General features: G+C 30.1%; 9 protein-coding genes. All 9 read right to left on the bottom strand.

Annotation, left to right across the window (positions count from 1 at the left end):
• Positions 1-7: 7 nt before the first annotated feature.
• The 9 genes from INR60_RS09250 to INR60_RS09210 all read right to left on the bottom strand — a co-directional run bounded on the left by INR60_RS09250 (position 8) and on the right by INR60_RS09210 (position 18,037).
• On the bottom strand, positions 8-784 hold the full coding sequence (locus INR60_RS09250) for a dimethylarginine dimethylaminohydrolase family protein (RefSeq protein WP_194191235.1): 777 nt from the start codon (positions 782-784) through the stop codon (positions 8-10).
• 107 nt (positions 785-891) lie between these two features.
• Positions 892-1,737, bottom strand: coding sequence for a MurR/RpiR family transcriptional regulator (locus tag INR60_RS09245; RefSeq protein WP_194191234.1), 846 nt, complete (start codon positions 1,735-1,737; stop codon positions 892-894).
• A 12-nt stretch (positions 1,738-1,749) separates the two neighbouring features.
• Positions 1,750-2,829, bottom strand: coding sequence for a MupG family TIM beta-alpha barrel fold protein (locus tag INR60_RS09240; RefSeq protein ID WP_194191233.1), 1,080 nt, complete (start codon positions 2,827-2,829; stop codon positions 1,750-1,752).
• A 66-nt stretch (positions 2,830-2,895) separates the two neighbouring features.
• Complete coding sequence (locus tag INR60_RS09235) at positions 2,896-4,260, bottom strand: PTS transporter subunit EIIC (RefSeq protein WP_194191232.1); 1,365 nt, start codon at positions 4,258-4,260, stop codon at positions 2,896-2,898.
• 104 nt (positions 4,261-4,364) lie between these two features.
• The gene (gene murQ / locus INR60_RS09230) at positions 4,365-5,270 is read right to left on the bottom strand and encodes an N-acetylmuramic acid 6-phosphate etherase (RefSeq protein WP_194191231.1); all 906 of its coding nucleotides are present in this window, start codon (positions 5,268-5,270) and stop codon (positions 4,365-4,367) included.
• Positions 5,271-5,516: 246 nt separating this feature from the next.
• Positions 5,517-6,944, bottom strand: coding sequence for a glycoside hydrolase family 1 protein (locus INR60_RS09225; RefSeq protein WP_194191230.1), 1,428 nt, complete (start codon positions 6,942-6,944; stop codon positions 5,517-5,519).
• Between the two features lie 15 nt (positions 6,945-6,959).
• Positions 6,960-8,819: a beta-glucoside-specific PTS transporter subunit IIABC gene (locus tag INR60_RS09220; protein ID WP_194191229.1), complete on the bottom strand. Its 1,860-nt coding sequence runs from the start codon at positions 8,817-8,819 to the stop codon at positions 6,960-6,962.
• Positions 8,820-8,821: 2 nt separating this feature from the next.
• Positions 8,822-9,667 (bottom strand): PRD domain-containing protein, encoded by an 846-nt coding sequence (locus INR60_RS09215; protein WP_194191228.1) that lies wholly within the window; start codon positions 9,665-9,667, stop codon positions 8,822-8,824.
• A gap of 291 nt (positions 9,668-9,958) precedes the next feature.
• On the bottom strand, positions 9,959-18,037 hold the full coding sequence (locus tag INR60_RS09210) for a DUF11 domain-containing protein (protein ID WP_194191227.1): 8,079 nt from the start codon (positions 18,035-18,037) through the stop codon (positions 9,959-9,961).
• Between the last annotated feature and the right edge of the window lie 53 nt (positions 18,038-18,090).

Genomic DNA, 18,090 nt, shown 5'->3' with positions numbered 1-18,090 from the left:
GAATTTTTCAATTCTCTTTTTTTATTAGTAAGGGTAGCGTTGTACAGTTAAAACTCCCTCCACCTTTTACAAACTCTGAATAATCTAAGTATATAGTATTAAGGTTTTCTTTTAGTAAAGTTTTATGGATTTCTTTGTTTGAAGTTAAGATAATATTATCATTTATAGTAATAAAATTTGTACCTAAATCTAATGTTTCTTTCTTATTTATAACAATAACTTTTTTAAATAATTTTTTAATTTCTTCTATATTGTAAACATACTCTGATACAACACAAGTTTCCGGATTTACTATATTAAATACACAATCTAAATGAATTAGCTTATCTTTTTCAAATTCGATTTTAATAATATCAATATCCTTTTTTAAAAATTCTAAGTATTTTTTTAGCTCTTCTACTGCAGACCTTGTTGTTCTATTACTCATTCCAACCAATACTGTATTTTTGTAATGAATCACATCTCCACCTTCAATATTATTTTTCATTTTGTAATATTTTATTTTTTTATCTTTAAAATAGTTTTCTATAGTTTTTACTTCTTCTTTTCTATCTTCTGATTTCATATTGCTAACAAAAAATATATCCTCTATTTGAAAAGCTAAATCCCTAGTATAAACTTGCGACTTACCGTAAATCGGTTCTAAAAACCTTATATTTACTTTATTAGAAATCAACATATTAATTAATGAATTATATTGGGAATACATTAATTCCTTATTTATATTTTTTGAATCAATATCATAATTTACTGGATAACATAAAAGAATTTCTTTATAAAACATAGTAATCTCCTTTACTAAATGTTCTTATTTTAATTATCCCTTTATATCTTTTAAATTATCCTAAAATTTTAATGCCTACATAATCTAAGTGATTATGTAGGCATTTTCTATTCTTTTAAATATTCTATTGCACTTCTTGTTTCTATAAGTTTTTCTTCTACTGACTTTACATCACTTCTTGCAATACCAAGATAAAGCATATCTATAATCGCAAGCTGAGAGATTCTAGAACTTATAGCGCCTTCTCTTAAAGAACGCTCTTTAAAAGGAACTTTTAAAGTTATATCTGAAAGTCCTTCAAGTTTGTTGTTTACAGCAGCCCTAGTAATTGAAATCACAGGTGCTCCCTTTTCCTTTGCATTTTCTGTGCACTTTAATATTTCACGAGTTTCACCTGAATATGATATAGCTACTGCAACATCTCCTTCTTCCATTAAGACTGAAGAAGTTATTTGAAGGTGCGTATCTGAGTGGACGATACATCTTTTATTTATTCTACTTAATTTGTAATAAAGGTCTAAACCTACTAAATGAGAACTTCCTATACTAAATACGTAAATATTTTTAGCATTTACAAGTAGTTTAATAGCTTTATCTAATTCTTCTTCTGAAATTAAATCAACAGTACTATCTACGGCTTGATGAATGGAATTTTTTATTCCATAAATAATACTTTTAGTTTCTAAGCTTTTATCTAAATATTCAAATCCCTTAGGCTCTTCTTTTTTTTCTAAAGAAATAGATAACTTTAACTTCATCTCGTTTAAACTACTAAAACCTAACTTTTTAGAAAACCTAACTACAGTTGGCGCGGAAGTATCAGTTTTATCAGCTATTTCTTTAGCTGATAGTTCTATAATACTTTCTTTAGTTTTTATTAGATAATCTGCTATCTTTTTTTCTCTTTCAGTAAAATTATCATAATTTTGTTTTATAAATTCGATCACGTCCATCTAATCACCCTTTTAATCTACTATATTAAAATAAAATTTCTTTCCGTTTCTTATATATTTTAATAGATAATAGTCTTCCTGTAAAACTTCCCCTACTACGTTTATTCTATCATCTCTTTCTAAATCCCTTTTTAAAATCTGTAAGTCTCCCATATATCTTTTATAATCTTCATTATCTATAGTTATATAAAAGGCTTTTCTTTCTATAGTATTTAAAGGTTTTATTACTCCTCCATTTAATAAAAGTCTGCTTTCAGAGGCTCTTATAGCGTCTCTTGCGTCGTCTGTTCTTGAACTATAAGTCTCTTTTAAAAGTCTTTTTGAAACTTCGTCTAATTCTACTTTTAATTTTATATCTATCTTAACTGCATCTTCTCTTAAAGAAGATAAATCCTCTAATTCTTTTAAGCTAGGCAAAGAGTCTCCTATAAAGATAGATTTGTTATCTAAAGCTACTAAGTGGTTTGCAGCTTTAATTATATCGACTCCTCTATGGTCCTCTAAAGTCGGAAGGCCATCTTTTAAAGGGCTTCTCTTTCTAAAGCTTGACTCCACAAACGCTGAAGGAGATATCCCTCTATCTAGTAGTATTTCATTTTTTTCTATCATACATTCTTCTGAAATACCAGTACCTATTCTTGGATAAAAATTATGAAGAGCATCAACATTTTCGTAGTTTGGATTGAATTTATCTAATCTTCTAAAAAACTCTTTAGTTATAGTAGATGCATTTAATTGAATCTTAACTCCAAAATTATTTTTACTCATCTTAGCTATCTCTTCTTCTGTATATCCAAAGTCTATTCTTATAGTTTTAACACCTAAGTCTCTAAGTCCTTTTATATCCATATCTTCTAGTTCTAAAAACTTAAAAGTATTAGGTGAAATATCACTTATAATATCCATATCGAATTTTCTTGCAAGGCTATAAAACTCTTTAACTTCTTTTTTTAATACTTCGTAATTAGCTTCTGGAATATGAAGTGATGTAAATATTCTAGTAAATCCTAAAGTATTTGCACCCTTTAAAAGCTCCATATTTTCTTCTTTAGTGTTATCTAAACCAAAATAAACTGAAAAACCTAAACTCATAAAAAACTCTCCTTATCTACTTATAGGGGATGCTTAAATTTAGCACCCCCTTAATTTATATTTTAATTATTCTACAGGATCTTCAAACCCTAACATATTTGTAAATACATATCCTCCGATATAAGAAGCTAAAACTCCTAGTAAGAATTGAAGCATTTTTCCGTTTGCTATAAGTAATGCTAAAGGTAAACCTGAAACCCCAAGTGCTACTGCACCTACGTTAAAGGCTGCCATAACAGCTCCACCTATTGCAGCTCCAAGACAAGCTCCTAAAAATGGTTTTCCAAGAGGAAGTGTAACTCCGTATATTAAAGGTTCTCCTATTCCAAGAACCCCTGGAACTAAGCCGTTTTTAGCTGTCTTTTTAAGTCTTTCGTTTTTAGTTCTCTTAAGAACTGCAACTGTTGCACCTACTTGTGCCATACCAGCTGTAGCTAAGATTGGTAATAAAACTGTAAATCCTACTGTTGCAATTAAATCTGCGTGGATTGGAGTTAAAGCTTGGTGCATTCCTGTCATAACTAAAGGTAAGAATAAACCTCCAGATACTGCACCTGAAATTATTGCAATTATTTTATTATCTGATGCTACTGTTTGCGCTACTATCATTCCTATACCATCTGATATAAACCCTCCGATTGGTTGAAGTATAAATAATGCTATAAGAACTGAAATAGTTAAAGTAACTAATGGAGTTATAAATAAATCTAAAACTTCTGGAACAAACTTTCTGCAAAGTTTTTCTATATAAACTGAAAGTACTACAACTAATATTACTGAAATAATTCCGCCACGTCCTGGAGTTAATTTTTCACCAAATAAAGTTATGTTAGCTAGTGCTGGTGCTGATAAAATACCACCTAAAACACCGCCCATCATAGGCATTTGTGAACCGAATTCTTTAGCTGCATTTACACCAACTAACACTGATAAAACTGAGAATACTCCGTTTCCGATTAAACCTATAATTTGAGAAACGTTGGTAGCTTTATAAGCTTCACCAAAGTATACATTAGCAATATTATTAACAGCTAAAACTAATCCACAAGCAACAAATAAAGGAATAAGTGGAATAAATACATTACCTAATTTCTTTAATATATTTTTAAATTTAGTATTATTTTTTTCTTTTAGTTTTGCTTTAGTTTCTGCTACTGCTTCTTCCCCTAAAGCTATCTTTTTATCACCTAAAAGTTTTTGTACTTCTTCTGTTACTTTATTAACCTTACCTGGACCATAAATAACTTGAAGTTGACCCTCTGCTTCTACTACCCCTAAAGCACCTTCTGATTTTTTTAACCCTTCAATATCAGCTTTACTAAAATCAAAAAGTTCTAGTCTGCATCTAGTCATACAATTTTGTGCACTTTTAATATTATCTTTTCCCCCAACTAATTGGACTAAATTTTTTGCAATCTCTGCATTTGTCATAATAATAGCCTCCCTTTAATTATAATCGTTTACATAGCTCCTATAATACCTTTAAATAAATTTTATTTAATTATTTGGGAGATTTAAAATCTCCCAAATATAAATTACTTATCTTCTAAAGCTTTAGCTATATAACCTTTGTTTTTATCTAGCTTTTCTTTAGCTTTATCTAAATCTAATCCTGATAAAATCATAAAGATTGCAAGCTTTACATCAAAGTCTGTTTTATTTAATGTTTCTTCTGATTCTTTTAAAGTAACACCTGTTGCTTCACTTACTATTCTCTTTGCTCTTTCAACTAACTTTTCATTAGTAGACTGAACATCTACCATAAGGTTTCCAAAAACTTTTCCAAGTTTAATCATACTTCCTGTTGATAACATATTTAAAACTAACTTTTGGGCTGTTCCTGATTTTAATCTAGTTGAACCTGTAACTACTTCTGCTCCAACTACTGGAGATATTTTTATCTTAGAAGCTTTTGAAACTTCTGAATTGCTATTACAAGTTACTGAAACAGTTAAGGCACCTATAGAATTTGCATACTCTAAGCCACCTATTACATAAGGAGTTCTCCCTGATGCTGCTAAGCCTACTATTGTATCATTTTCTGTTATGTTTTTATCTTTTAAATCTTCTATTGCAAGTTCTTTAGAATCCTCTGCCCCTTCTTTTGCTTTAAAGATAGCTGTTTTTCCTCCAGCTATAATTCCTTGAACTAACTCTTCTGAAACTCCGTAAGTTGGAGGACACTCAGATGCATCTAAAATTCCAAGTCTTCCTGAAGTACCAGCCCCTATATAAATAAGCCTTCCCCCTTTATTTATTCTATCAACTATTCCATCTATAGCTTCTGCTATAGCTGGAAGTTCCTTTTCTACTGCTTCTGCAACTTTTTTGTCTTCGTTATTTATCATTTTAACCATTTCTAAAGTTGATACTTTATCTATATTTAATGTGTTTGAATTTCTGCTTTCTGTTGTTAATTTTTCTAAATTTAATCTATCCATATCCTTAAACCACCTTTAATTAAATTTTCTTTGAAATCATTTTCATTTGTTGATTATATATTATCACCTTTGAAACAACGTTTCAAGTATTTATTTAAAATATTTTATTTTATTTCACTAGTAATTTATTCCATAGTATTCTTATTCCCTAAAATCCTTCTTTTAATAAAAAAAATAGATACTAAATCTATGGTTTCTAATCACTGATCTAGTATCTATTTAAATTCTCCACATTATTTATTTTTATTAAGTTAAACTTTCTCCATTTGTCTTTATTACTTCTTTATACCAATAAAAAGACCTTTTCTTTTCTCTTTTATAATCACCTGTTAAATCATCATGTTTATTAACATAAATAAAACCATATCTTTTTTTCATCTCACCTGTAGTTGCACTAACTAAATCAATCGGCCCCCACATAAGATAGCCAAAACAATCTACGTAGTCTTCTTCGATTGCCTTTTTAAGTTCAATTAAATGCCTATTTAGATATTCTATCCTGTAATCATCTTGGATTTTTCCGTTTTCATCCTTTTTATCAATAGCTCCTAAGCCGTTTTCAGTTACTATTATAGGTAATTCATATCTTCTGTATACATAATTTAATAAATACCTTAACCCTGAAGGATCTATCGCCCAGCCCCATTTACTTTTTTCAAGATACGGGTTTTGTATTCCACCAAACAAAGTTTCTTCTTCATTACAAGCGTTATCATGATGGGCTACGCTTGAAGAATAATAATTAATTCCAATAAAATCTATTTTCCCTCTTTTAAATTCTTCCTTCTCTTCTTCCGTTATATCTAAAACAATCCCTAAATCTTTGTATTGTTTTAGCTTATATTCTGGGAATTTCCCGTTACACATAGCATCTATCTGATAAAACTCTCTATCCATCTCTTTAAAAGCATTTAAAACATTTTTAGGGTTACAATCTATAGGATATACTGGCGTTAACCCAAAAACACATCCTATCTTATAAGAACTATCTATTTTATGCCCTAAATTTACTGCCCTTACACCCGCTAAGGTCATATTGTAGCCTATAGTCGCCAGGGTTTTCTTTTTTTCTTTCATTGTGCTATATTTTAGCCCTGCTATAATATACGTAAAAATATCAGATGCTTCTGTTTGTGGGTCTATATGATTCATCTCATTAAACGTAACCCAATATTTAACCTTTCCTTTTAGTAGGGTAAACATTGTTTCACAATATTTTAAATATAGGTCCACCACCTTTTTATTCTCAAAAGAACCATATTTATTAACTAAATTTATAGGCATTTCAAAATGGTATAAGGTAACTATAGGTTCAATATTGTTTTTAATTAACTCATCTATAAGATTTTTATAATATTCTAATCCCTTTATATTTGGAGTTTCATCATCTCCATTTGGATAAATCCTCGACCAATCTATAGATATTCTTAAAGCCTTAAATCCCATTTCTTTAAATAACTTTATATCCTCTTTATACCTATTATAAAAATCTATTCCTGTATGAGATGGATAAAATTTGTTTTTATCTATTTCAGTACATATTTCTCTTGGTTTTTCATAGCTCCCGCTTGTTACTAAGTCCATTATCCCGATTCCTTTACCATCTTTATCAAATGAACCTTCGCATTGATGCGCTGCTATGCTTCCTCCCCATAAAAAATCTTCTCTAATCATAAAACCCTCCGTAATTTATAAAATAACTTTTAAACATTCATTTTTCTCATCAATTTTATTCGCTTCACTAGGTATTACATCCATATATTCATAAGAATTAGTTACTATCATAACTACTGTAGTATCATAGCCTTGCTTCTTTATGTTATCAAAATCTACTTTTACTAAAGGAGTACCTACTTCAACTTTATCTGAAACCTTTGACATAAGTTCAAAATTTTCTCCATCTAGTTCGACAGTATTAATTCCTATATGAATTAATAATTCTACCCCATCTTTACTTTTTAACCCAAAGGCATGTTTTGTTGGAAAAATGCTAACTATTTCCCCCTCTATAGGTGAGACTATAAGGTTAGAATTTGCATTAATACCAACTCCGTTACCAAGTGCACCACTAGAGAAAGCCTTATCTTTAATATCTGAAAGTTTTACTATTTCACCAGATGTGCAGCCATAAACTACTGACTTTTTAATAATTGATTTATTATCTTTAATTTCATTTGATCCTTCTATTTTATCTATATTATCATCTTCTGAATCATCCTCTTTTGGTATTCCAATTAAATACCCAACAATACAAGCTACTACAAAACCAATAACTACTGCAATTATCATTGAATAAAAGTTCTTATAATCATTATTACCAATATATGAAGGTAACCCGGCAAGTCCCCAAGCCATAGCATATGTCTTAACCTGTGCTATACCTGCAAATAGACCTCCTACTCCACCACCAATCATAACTGCTATAAAAGGTCGTCTAAACTTTACAAATGCACCGTAGATTGCAGGTTCTGTAACCCCCATCAATGCACTAAAACTAAATGTACCGAAAAGTTGCTTTTGTTTTTTATCTTTAGATCTTAAGAAATATCCTAGCATAGCACCTGCTACTGCTATATCTGAAATTGTACATGCTGCATAAAAAATAGGATCATAACCTAATTCAGAATGAAATTGCACTACTATTGGAATAATAAAGTTTCCAGCACCAAGCATTATTAAGAAAGGTTGTAATGCTGCATATAAAGCTATTACGCTCCAATTTCCTAGTTTGTCCATCAAGAATAAACAAACAAAACTCATTCCGTCACCTATCCAAGCTCCTATAGGCCCAAATAACATAAGAGTTATAGGTAAACATATTATTAATGTAAATACTGGATTAAGGAAATATTGTAAAAACTGTGGAATAACTTTCTTTAAACCCTTTTGTACATATCCCATAAACCATACTGCTAAAATTATAGGGATAAATGAATTTGAATATGTAGTCGTTGGAAGTGCTATTCCAAAGATGCTAAGACCACTTACACCATTTATACCTGTTGATAACAGTGTAGCTGCAAGTGCTACTGCTAAATATGGACTAGCATTAAGCCTTTTTGCACAAGACATAGCCATAAATATTGGTAAAAAGAAAAATATAGCTGATCTAATGTTATCTAATAATAAAAACGTAGGACTTTCAGCTGATATTAATCCTGTAAGAGTTAAAAGTGATAAAACTCCAGCTAGCATACCAGCTGCTATAATCGGCTCTAAAATCGGTGTCATTGATTCAGAAAGTAAATCTAATACCGCTTTTACTGGATTTTTTTTAACCTTTTTAACCTCTTCATTTCCACTTAGTTCTAACATATTTATAAGTTCACTATGAACCTCGCTTACATGAGTTCCGATTATTATCTGATATGCAACATCGTTTGATACAACATCTACTACACCATCTAATTTTTTTATTTCATCATCTTTAGCTTTTGATCTATCTTTTAATGTGAATCTTAATCTAGTCATGCAGTGTACAACTGCTTGAATGTTTTCTTTTCCACCTACTAATTCAATAATCTTATTATTAAATTCTTTATACTTCATTTCTATTCCTCTCTCTCATTTCTATTTGTCACTCTGTGAATATGAAGCATTAAATAAGTTTCCTCATCTATTGATATATCTGTATCGTATTGTTCCTTTATATAAATTCCTATTTTATTTACACATTCGTAAGCTCTACTATAGAGTTTTTTAACCTGATTATTTAGTTCTACATCATTGTCGTTATAGATTTGACCCTTATTGATTCTATAAAGAAAATATTGAAGATGAGTTATTAATCTCATATAGTTTAATGATGTTTCATCAATTTTTACTGAGTAGGAAAATTGAATTATAGAAATTATATCTCTAAGGGACTCCATAGCCTTTATAGTTACTTTGATGTTGTTTCTATTTTCTTGTAAGTTTACAAAATGTAATGCAATTGATACAGCTTCATCTTCTGGAAATTCTATATTATATTTCTTATTAATCTTATTTAACGCATACAGCCCTATTTCAAAATGCTTAGGATAAAATCTTTTTACCTCCCAAGTCAAAGGACTGCTAATAAACTGATTTTTTTTAGCACGATTTAAAGCAAAATTAATATGATCTAATAATGTCAGAGTTAAATAGCTATTTGCCTTTTGATTTAATAAATTTTCACCAAAATCAATAATTTCATTTGTTAAGACGATATGATTTTCATCAGTGTTAGATAAAAGATAACTAAAGTGTTCTAACATATCATTAGAATCTAAAACATAAGTTTTTTCAATTTCATTTTCTGTTATTGTTTGCCCTGCTTTTTTCCTAAATGATATTCCTTTAGAATATACTATCACCTCGTTATCCCCTCTTTTTACAATAGCTACATTATTATTTAGTATCTGACTTATTTTCATTATAAAATCCTCCTTTCCAGAAAAAAAACTCAGACTATGATAGGAACGCAAAAATTCCTATATAGTCTGAGTTCTGCCTGCTTACCAGTTACATACTCAAGTAATAGCTACCTCGCTATTACTAGTTTCTTTTCTACCTAGAGTATATTATATTATTTTTTATATGTCAACGGTTACACGTAATATTTCTTTTACAAGTTTATATCATTTAAAACTAACTATTCATATTGTTAATACTTTTATATAAAAAGGCGTATGAACTTTTATTCATACGCCTAAAATCATTTTAATTTAACACAAATCTACTACTTGAACTTTATAAACTACAGTAATAATTTGACCTGGTGTCATAGTATTTAAATCAAATCCTGCTGATGGGTTATAGCTAGGATATGCTACTCCGTTAATAGCAACAGAACCTATAACAAATATTGAATTATGAGGTGTAGGATCTTTAAATACTACATTAGTTGCATTAATATTTCCAATATTAACAATAGTAATTGTATAAGTTATTTCTTCGCCTATAGTTGCATACTTCTTGTTAACAGCTTTTGTAACACTTAAATTTCCATAAGCTATATTAGTTGTTACTGTATTTGAAGTTGAAGTTCCTGTATAAGATGCTTCTTTAGGGTCTACTACATATTTAAAAGTAGTAATTGAATTGTTCGTTACTTTATTAGAACTTGGAACTGATGTTACTGTAACTGTAAATGTTACTATAACAACGTTACCTATTCCAATACTTCCTAAACTAAATCCTGTTATAGGACTATATGCCCCTTGCGCTACTCCATTTACAGTTACGCTTCCTGGATTAAATGTTACACCAGTACTTGGGATGTCTTGGAAGAATACATTATCATCACTTACATTTCCTACGTTTGTTAAAGTAATAGTGTAAGTTAAGATATCATTTAAAGTTGCTATCTCTTTATCTACTATTTTGCTTGAATTAAGCCTTCCTAAAACTACATTAGTTGTAACTAAATTACTGCTTTGATCTTTATTTATAGTAGAGCCGTTTGGATCTATTTTATAATTATAGTTTACATTAGAAGTGTTAGTTACATATGCAGGTATAGGAAGAGAATTTATTTTTGCAGTAAATCTAACTGTAACAGTTTGAGAAACACCTAGATTTGAAAGTGAGAAGCCTATAGTTGGATCGTAGTTTGGATAAACTACTCCATTAATACTAACTGTTCCCCCTACAAATCCTAATTCTCCTTGTAAGTTATCAGTAAAATAAAGATTTGTTAAAGTTACATTTCCTGTATTTGTTATAGTTGAAGTATAGTTAATAGTATCATTAACCCTTGCATACATCTTATCTACAGTTTTTGTATTTGTAAGAGTTCCAATATTTATATTAGTAGTTACCGTATTAGAAGTAGTTGTTATAGGATAACTTGCACCTAACGGATCTACATAATACACTCCATTTGAAACTGAATAGTTCGTAATTTGTGGAGGCGATGGAACTTGAGTTACAGTTACTTCAAACTCTACTAAAGAAGTATTTCCTGATAATAAAGGATTCGGCATATTAAATCCTGCTATAGGATCAAATGCTGGATAACTTATACCATCAATAACTACAGTACCTGTTTTAAATGTTCCTCCATTTGAAAGGAAATCTGCAAATTCCATTTCTGAAATAGTAGTGTTTCCTGTATTTTTAATTAAAATACTATAATTTAAAATTTCCTGAATTGTAGCGTATGCTTTATTTACTACCTTTGTTGCAGTTATACTTGGAATTATTATTATAGTTGAAACTGTATTTGATTGATTTGATTTACTGTAATCTTGTCCGTTTGGATCTACTTTATAGAAGAAACTTCCTAAAGCATAGTTAATAACTGAACTGTGAGTTGGAGTTTGAATAACAGTTACTTTAAATACTATAGTTACTAAATCAAGCGGAGTTATATTTCCTAGACTAAATCCTACATTTGGATCATAATCTGGATGGCTTACTCCATTTACAGTTACAGAACCTTGATTAAAAGTTACATCTGATTGAAGGGTATCTGTAAATATGACGTTACTTGCATCTACATTTCCATTATTCGTAACTGTTATAGTGTAAGTTATTATTGTCCCCATTGTTGAATATGCTTTATCTACTGCCTTTGTTAAATATAATGAACCTACATTAATTTGAGTTTGAACAGTGTTTGAATTAGTTTGGATAGTAATATCTTGTCCGTTTGGATCTATTTTGTAAGCAAAAGTAATATTTGCAGTATTACTAATTAAGCTTGGAGCTGGAAGTGATGTTACTTTAGCATTGAACCTTACTACTACAGTGCTTCCAGCATCTAAATTAGATAAACTAAAGCTAGTATAAGGATTATAACTTGGATAACTAGTGCCATCGATTGTAACTGACCCTTGTACAAATGTTAAACCTTGAGGTATTACATCTCTAAAGTTAATATTCTTAGCTAACGTATTTCCTGTATTTACTATAGTTACAGTATAAGTTAATACATCATCTATAGTTGCATATGCTTTACTTACAGCCTTAGTTACATTTAATGAACCTACATTAATTATAGTTGTTACAGTATTACTTATTCCTTCAACTAAGACTTTTGGATTACTTGGATTTATATAATAGCTATAATCAAAAGTTGCTTTATTATAAATAGTATAGTCTTGAGGTAAAGTTTGAACATTTACTGCAAATTTAACTATTACACTTCCATAACCTACAATATCACTTAAGCTAAATCCAGTACTTGGATTAAAACTTGGATAAGCTGTTCCGTTAATTTTAACTGATCCACTTACAAATTCTGCATTTGTATTTACTATATCTTTAAAGAAAATATCAGCGCAAGTTGCATTTCCTAAATTATTAATAGTTATAGTGTAATTTAAGGTATCTCCTATAGTAGCATAAGCCTTATCTACCGTTTTAGTAGCCTGTAAATTACCTATTTTAATATATGCTATAACAGTATTTGAATTCGTAGTTGTTGTAACTGGTGTGTCTGTAGGAGTTAACTTGTACGTGAATCTAATATTTGCAGTATTTTGCACTTCCCCACTTAAAGGTAATGAATCTACTTTAATAGTAAAAGTTACTATATGATATTGATTTGGATTTAAATCAGTTAAGCTAAATCCAGTGTTTGGATCGTATCCGCTTTGACTTATACCATCAACTACAACTGAGCCAGCGATAAAGCTTGCATCACTTTGAATTATATCTTTAAAATTAATACCTGTTGCATTAACTGAACCTGTGTTTTGAACCTTTACTGTATATACTATATTATCGGAAATAGTTGCATAAGAAAGGCTTTCTGATTTTGTTACTGTAAGTTCTCCGAAAGCCACGTAAGTCTCTGTTGTATTAGTATTTATAGTTCCATTTATAACATCTGCTCCTACAGTATACTTATAAGTTGTAGTTGCATAGTTATAAATAATATTTCCGCTAGGTCTACTTATAACAGTAGCTTGGAATCTAACAGTCGTAGTTCCTCCACCTACTATATCATCTAAACTAAATCCAGTACTTGGATTATAACCTGTCTTTTGAACATTATTTACATAAACTGAGTCTGTAACAAAGGATATATTAGAATCTAAAATATCTTTAAATAAAATATTTTGTGCTACTGTGTTTCCTGCATTATTTAAAGTTACAGTAAAGTTTAAAGTATCTCCGATTTTTGCTAAAGCTTTATCAACACTCTTGTCAGAAGACATAATAGTATCATAGACCATAACTGTAGTTTCGTTTGATGATTTAGTTTTAGTAGTAGCACTACCGTTTGGATCTACAAAATAAGAATAAGTTATATCAGCTTTATTTAATAACTCATTGTTTAAAGGAATAGAATTTGCTGTAACTGCAAAACTTACAATAGTTTGTCCGCCTACTGGTATATCACTTAAACTAAATCCTGTATTTGGATTAAATAATGGTTTATTTTCACCATTTACATAAACTGAACCTATATTAAATGAAGACTCACTTTGAATTGTATCTTTAAAGTTTAAATTCTTAAGAGTTGTATTACCAGTATTACTTATTACTACAGTATAATTTATTACATTAGTTAATCTTACAACTGTTCTATCAGCTGATTTTAATGCTGTTAAATCCCCGCAATTTATATAAGTTACTACACTATTACTTGATACGTTTGATGTGAAATATTGCCCGTTTGGATCAATCTTGTATTGATACTCTATATTTGAAGTGTTAGTTACAAACCCACTAGAAGGTATACTACTTACAGTTGTATCAAATGTAATTGTTACACTGTTTCCTTGAAGTATAGTTCCTAACGTAAATCCTATATGTGGATCGTATGATGGATAGCTTGTTCCATTTATTTTAACAGTACCAGATACAAAGGATAACCCGCTTGGAATATTATCTACAAACATAGTATTTTCAGCATTTACCGTACCGGTATTTGCAATAATAGACGTATAAGTTATAGTATCCCCTAAAGTTCCATAACTCTTACTTACACTTTTAGTATTTGTTAGTGACATTGCTTTTATATTAGTTGTAGTTGTATTACTTGTTAAACTTCCATTTATATAAGGACCTGTTGGATTTAGTTTATAGTTAAATGAAAGACTCGCCGTATTTTTAATTTGCGGTGGATTTGGAACACTTGTAACAGTAGCCTTAAACTGAATTACAGATGCTCCTCCTGGTAAAATATTTGAAATAGAGAATCCGGAATTTGGATTAGAACTTTGACTACTTACTCCATTTATAATTACTGAACCTGCAAGGAATGTCGCTCCAACAGGAACTAAATCTGTAAAAATTACATTTTCTAAATTTACAGTTCCAGTGTTTGTTGCAGTTACAGTATAGTTTAAAACATCTCCTACTGCAGCATAAGATTTATCAACTACCTTTGTTAAAGTAGCTGTATAAGAATTTATTATAGTTGTTACAGTATTACTTGTAGCTGTCTTTGATATAGGTTGTCCGTTTGGATCTACATAATAATTATAAGTTGTAATTGCATTATTTTTTATAGTATTTGGTGAAGGTAAACTATTTACAGTTACTTTAAACTCTACTGTAATTATCCTACCTCTAACTACATCACCTAAAGTAAATCCAACTTCAGGATCAAATGAAGGTTTGCTTATTCCATTTATTAAAACTGAACCTTGTACAAATGATGCTTCAGATTGAAGTGTATCTGAGAAGAAAGTATTTAAAGCTGTTGATGTTCCTGTATTTGATACAACAAAAGAATAAGTTAAAGTATCAGATACTCCGGCATATGCTTTATCAACGCTCTTAGTAATACTTAAATTTGCAAATGGATCGTAAGTTTTTACAACATTTGAGTAAACAGTTTTTGTAACTACAGGGCTATCAGGATTCTCTTTGTAAGTTAAAGTAGCTTCTGACATATTAGGAATATATCCAACACCTGGATTTGATATTATTGTAGCTGCAAAAACAATAGTTGCAGTGTCCCCAGGGTGTAAATCATCTATAGGGAAAGAATCACTAGGGTTAAGATTTGGATAATTCACTCCATTAATATAAACTGTTCCTTCGTAGAAGTCTAAGCATGTACCTACAAAGTCAGCAAAAATAATATTAGTTAAAGGTACTGTTCCTGTATTAGTTATAGTTGTTGTATAAACTAAAGGGTCACCAACTTGTGCATAAATTTTATCAACAGATTTTACTACAGAATACTGTGCCTTATTAATAATAGTTTGAACTTGATTACTAAATATAGTATTACTTAAAACATTTCCGTTTGGATCTGGAAGATATCCGTAAACTAAACTTGAAGTATCGTATATTATATTAGGGTTTGGAAGAGACATAACTTTTACACTAAAAGTTATTTCAAATACATCCCCTGGACAAATAGTCCCTAAAGTAAAACCTATATTAGGATTATAGCTTGGATAAGATATTCCATTAATCGTTACTGTTCCAGATATAAAGTTTGCTTCTTGCTGAATACTATCTAAAAAAACTGTGCTTATTGCATTTATATTTCCATTGTTAGTTACGTTAACTTTGTAGTATAAAGTATCCCCTACTGATGCATATGCTTTATCTACTGTTTTAGCTATATTCATACAAACATAATTTGCTACAGTATCAACTATATTTGAATCAATCTCAGAGCTAATAATGCTAGACCCTTGTGATATCTGGTATTTAAAAGGAACATTCGCAATATTTTCTATAAGATTTGAACTATCTAAGCTGTTAACTAAAACGCCGTATTGAATGTTAGTTGTAGTTCCAGCTACTATAGGATTTGGTAGAGTAAAGCCTGTAAAAGGATTAAGATTTACATAACTAGTTCCATTTATTGTTACACTTCCGCTAACAAAAGAAGCCCCTATAACTTGTGGCTCTAAAACTTGTACGTTGCTAGAATCTAAATTACCTATATTAGTTAAACTCAAATTATACGTTACTGTATCTCCAATATTTGGGTAATTGTTATTATTACACCTTTCTCCTATAATCTCTGAAAATAGTATTTGAATAGATGTTGAATTACTAAATATAGTTTTCTTGTTTGAAAATACATATTGATTTAAATAATATTTAAAAGAAACGCAAGCTATATTTGTTATCTTAGTTGAAGGTGGTAGTGAGTTTAGCTTTGTTCTAAACTTAATTTCAGTACTATCATTTTGGATTAAATCATCTAAATTAAATCCATCTACAGGATTTAAGTCTCCAAAAGTCACTCCGTCTATAGTTACACTTCCACTTACGAAAGAACTATAAGGATCTAACTTATCTTGGAATAAAATACTTTGTGCTGTCTGTGTCCCTGTATTTTGGATATCTATAGTGTAAGTTACTATATCGTTTATATGGCCATTTACTTCTGACACTGACTTTACTACAGATAAATTACCCTCTTGAACTATTACTTCTATTGTGTTTGTTTTTCCTGAATTAGTTATAGTATCTATCCCTGAAAGAAATTGATAACTATAATTAGCATCTTGGTGAAGTAAACCACCCTCTGGAACGCTTTTTATAACTACTTCAAACATTAAAGTAACTATTCCTTTAGCTTCTACAGTTCCAAGGTTTACTCCATTTGCTATATTGTAGTTTGGATAAGAAATATCATTTATAGTAACAGAACCTGGTATAAATGAAGTGTTTGAATTTATAGAGGCCGATACTATAACATTATTTGCATCAACATCCCCATCATTTTTAACTTGAATCGAATAAGCTAAAGGCTCCCCTACTTCTGTGTTATATTCAGAGTCACCATCTATATCGTAAGATAAAAGTGTAGCCGTTATATTTGGAGCCTTTGCTAAAACTTGTGCTCCGAGTGCTACTAATTGTATTCCGTCTGTTTCACTTCCAGCTGTTATTTGTCCTGCTAAAAGAGTTTGGTTTGGAATTAAAGTATTTGATATATCAACGCTAGTTATATCCCATTTATTTCTGTTTCCTATAGTTTGACTTGGTATAAATCCGTCGTTATTTAGAGTTCCTCTAGTTCCATTAATATTTATTAGCCCGTTACTTAAGTCTAGAGGATTAGCTACGTTAATAACACCTGAAAAGAAATTATTTCCTGGGTTATTTGGAGCTGTACCTGGATTAGAACTTGGACTGTTTACTGCATTACCGATATTACTTAATGCTGCAAAAGAAGGTCCTGCATAAACCATTTCTGTTCCGCTTAACGGTCCCCCATTTGCAGAAACTAAAGTTGCATACCCTTTTAAAAAATCAGTATCTGTTGATGTTGTAAACCCTGTAACAGTTGATTGCAAGGGAGTACTAGAAGTTGCAACAGAAACGCCCGAACTATAAATTACTTTTTGAGGTTTTAATAAATTATTTCTATAAATAACATTTAAAGACCATCCTGCTCTACTATTGCTTAAACCAGTCGTTGGTACGCTTATAGGAACATTTGATACTGAATAAGTTCCTGACAATGAATCTTTAATATAACTTGTAACCTCTGCCGCCCTATATCTATCTATTGTTCCTGAAGTTCCGTTATAACTTTCTTTGTATAAAGGTGTTATTTGGTAACTTCCCTTTGGAGTAGTAAAAGTTATAGGGTTATCTTGAATACTTCTTAAATCTGTAGCCCCAGGTACATTACTAAATACTGAAGAGTACCAAACAAGTTCAGCATATAAGATTGTACTGTTTGCTAAAATATTTAATAAAGCTGAGCTTCCAGACACTGTATAGTCTCTTGTTGTAGTACCGTCAATTTTCATTAAATCTGATGTACTAACTATAGGTGCAGTGTTGCTGCCGCAAATAACAAGACTATTTCCAATTGTCACTAAAACTGCCTTATCTACTATTGAAATTCTTGGAATTAAAGACATCTCTTCCTCCTTAAAGTCTAATAATTTCTTAGGACTTAAAGTCCCATTTATAT

Origin of the sequence: Clostridium chrysemydis (genome assembly GCF_015234215.1) — a bacterium.
Classification (GTDB): domain Bacteria; phylum Bacillota; class Clostridia; order Clostridiales; family Clostridiaceae; genus Clostridium; species Clostridium chrysemydis.
This window is presented reverse-complemented; position numbering and strand designations above follow the sequence as displayed.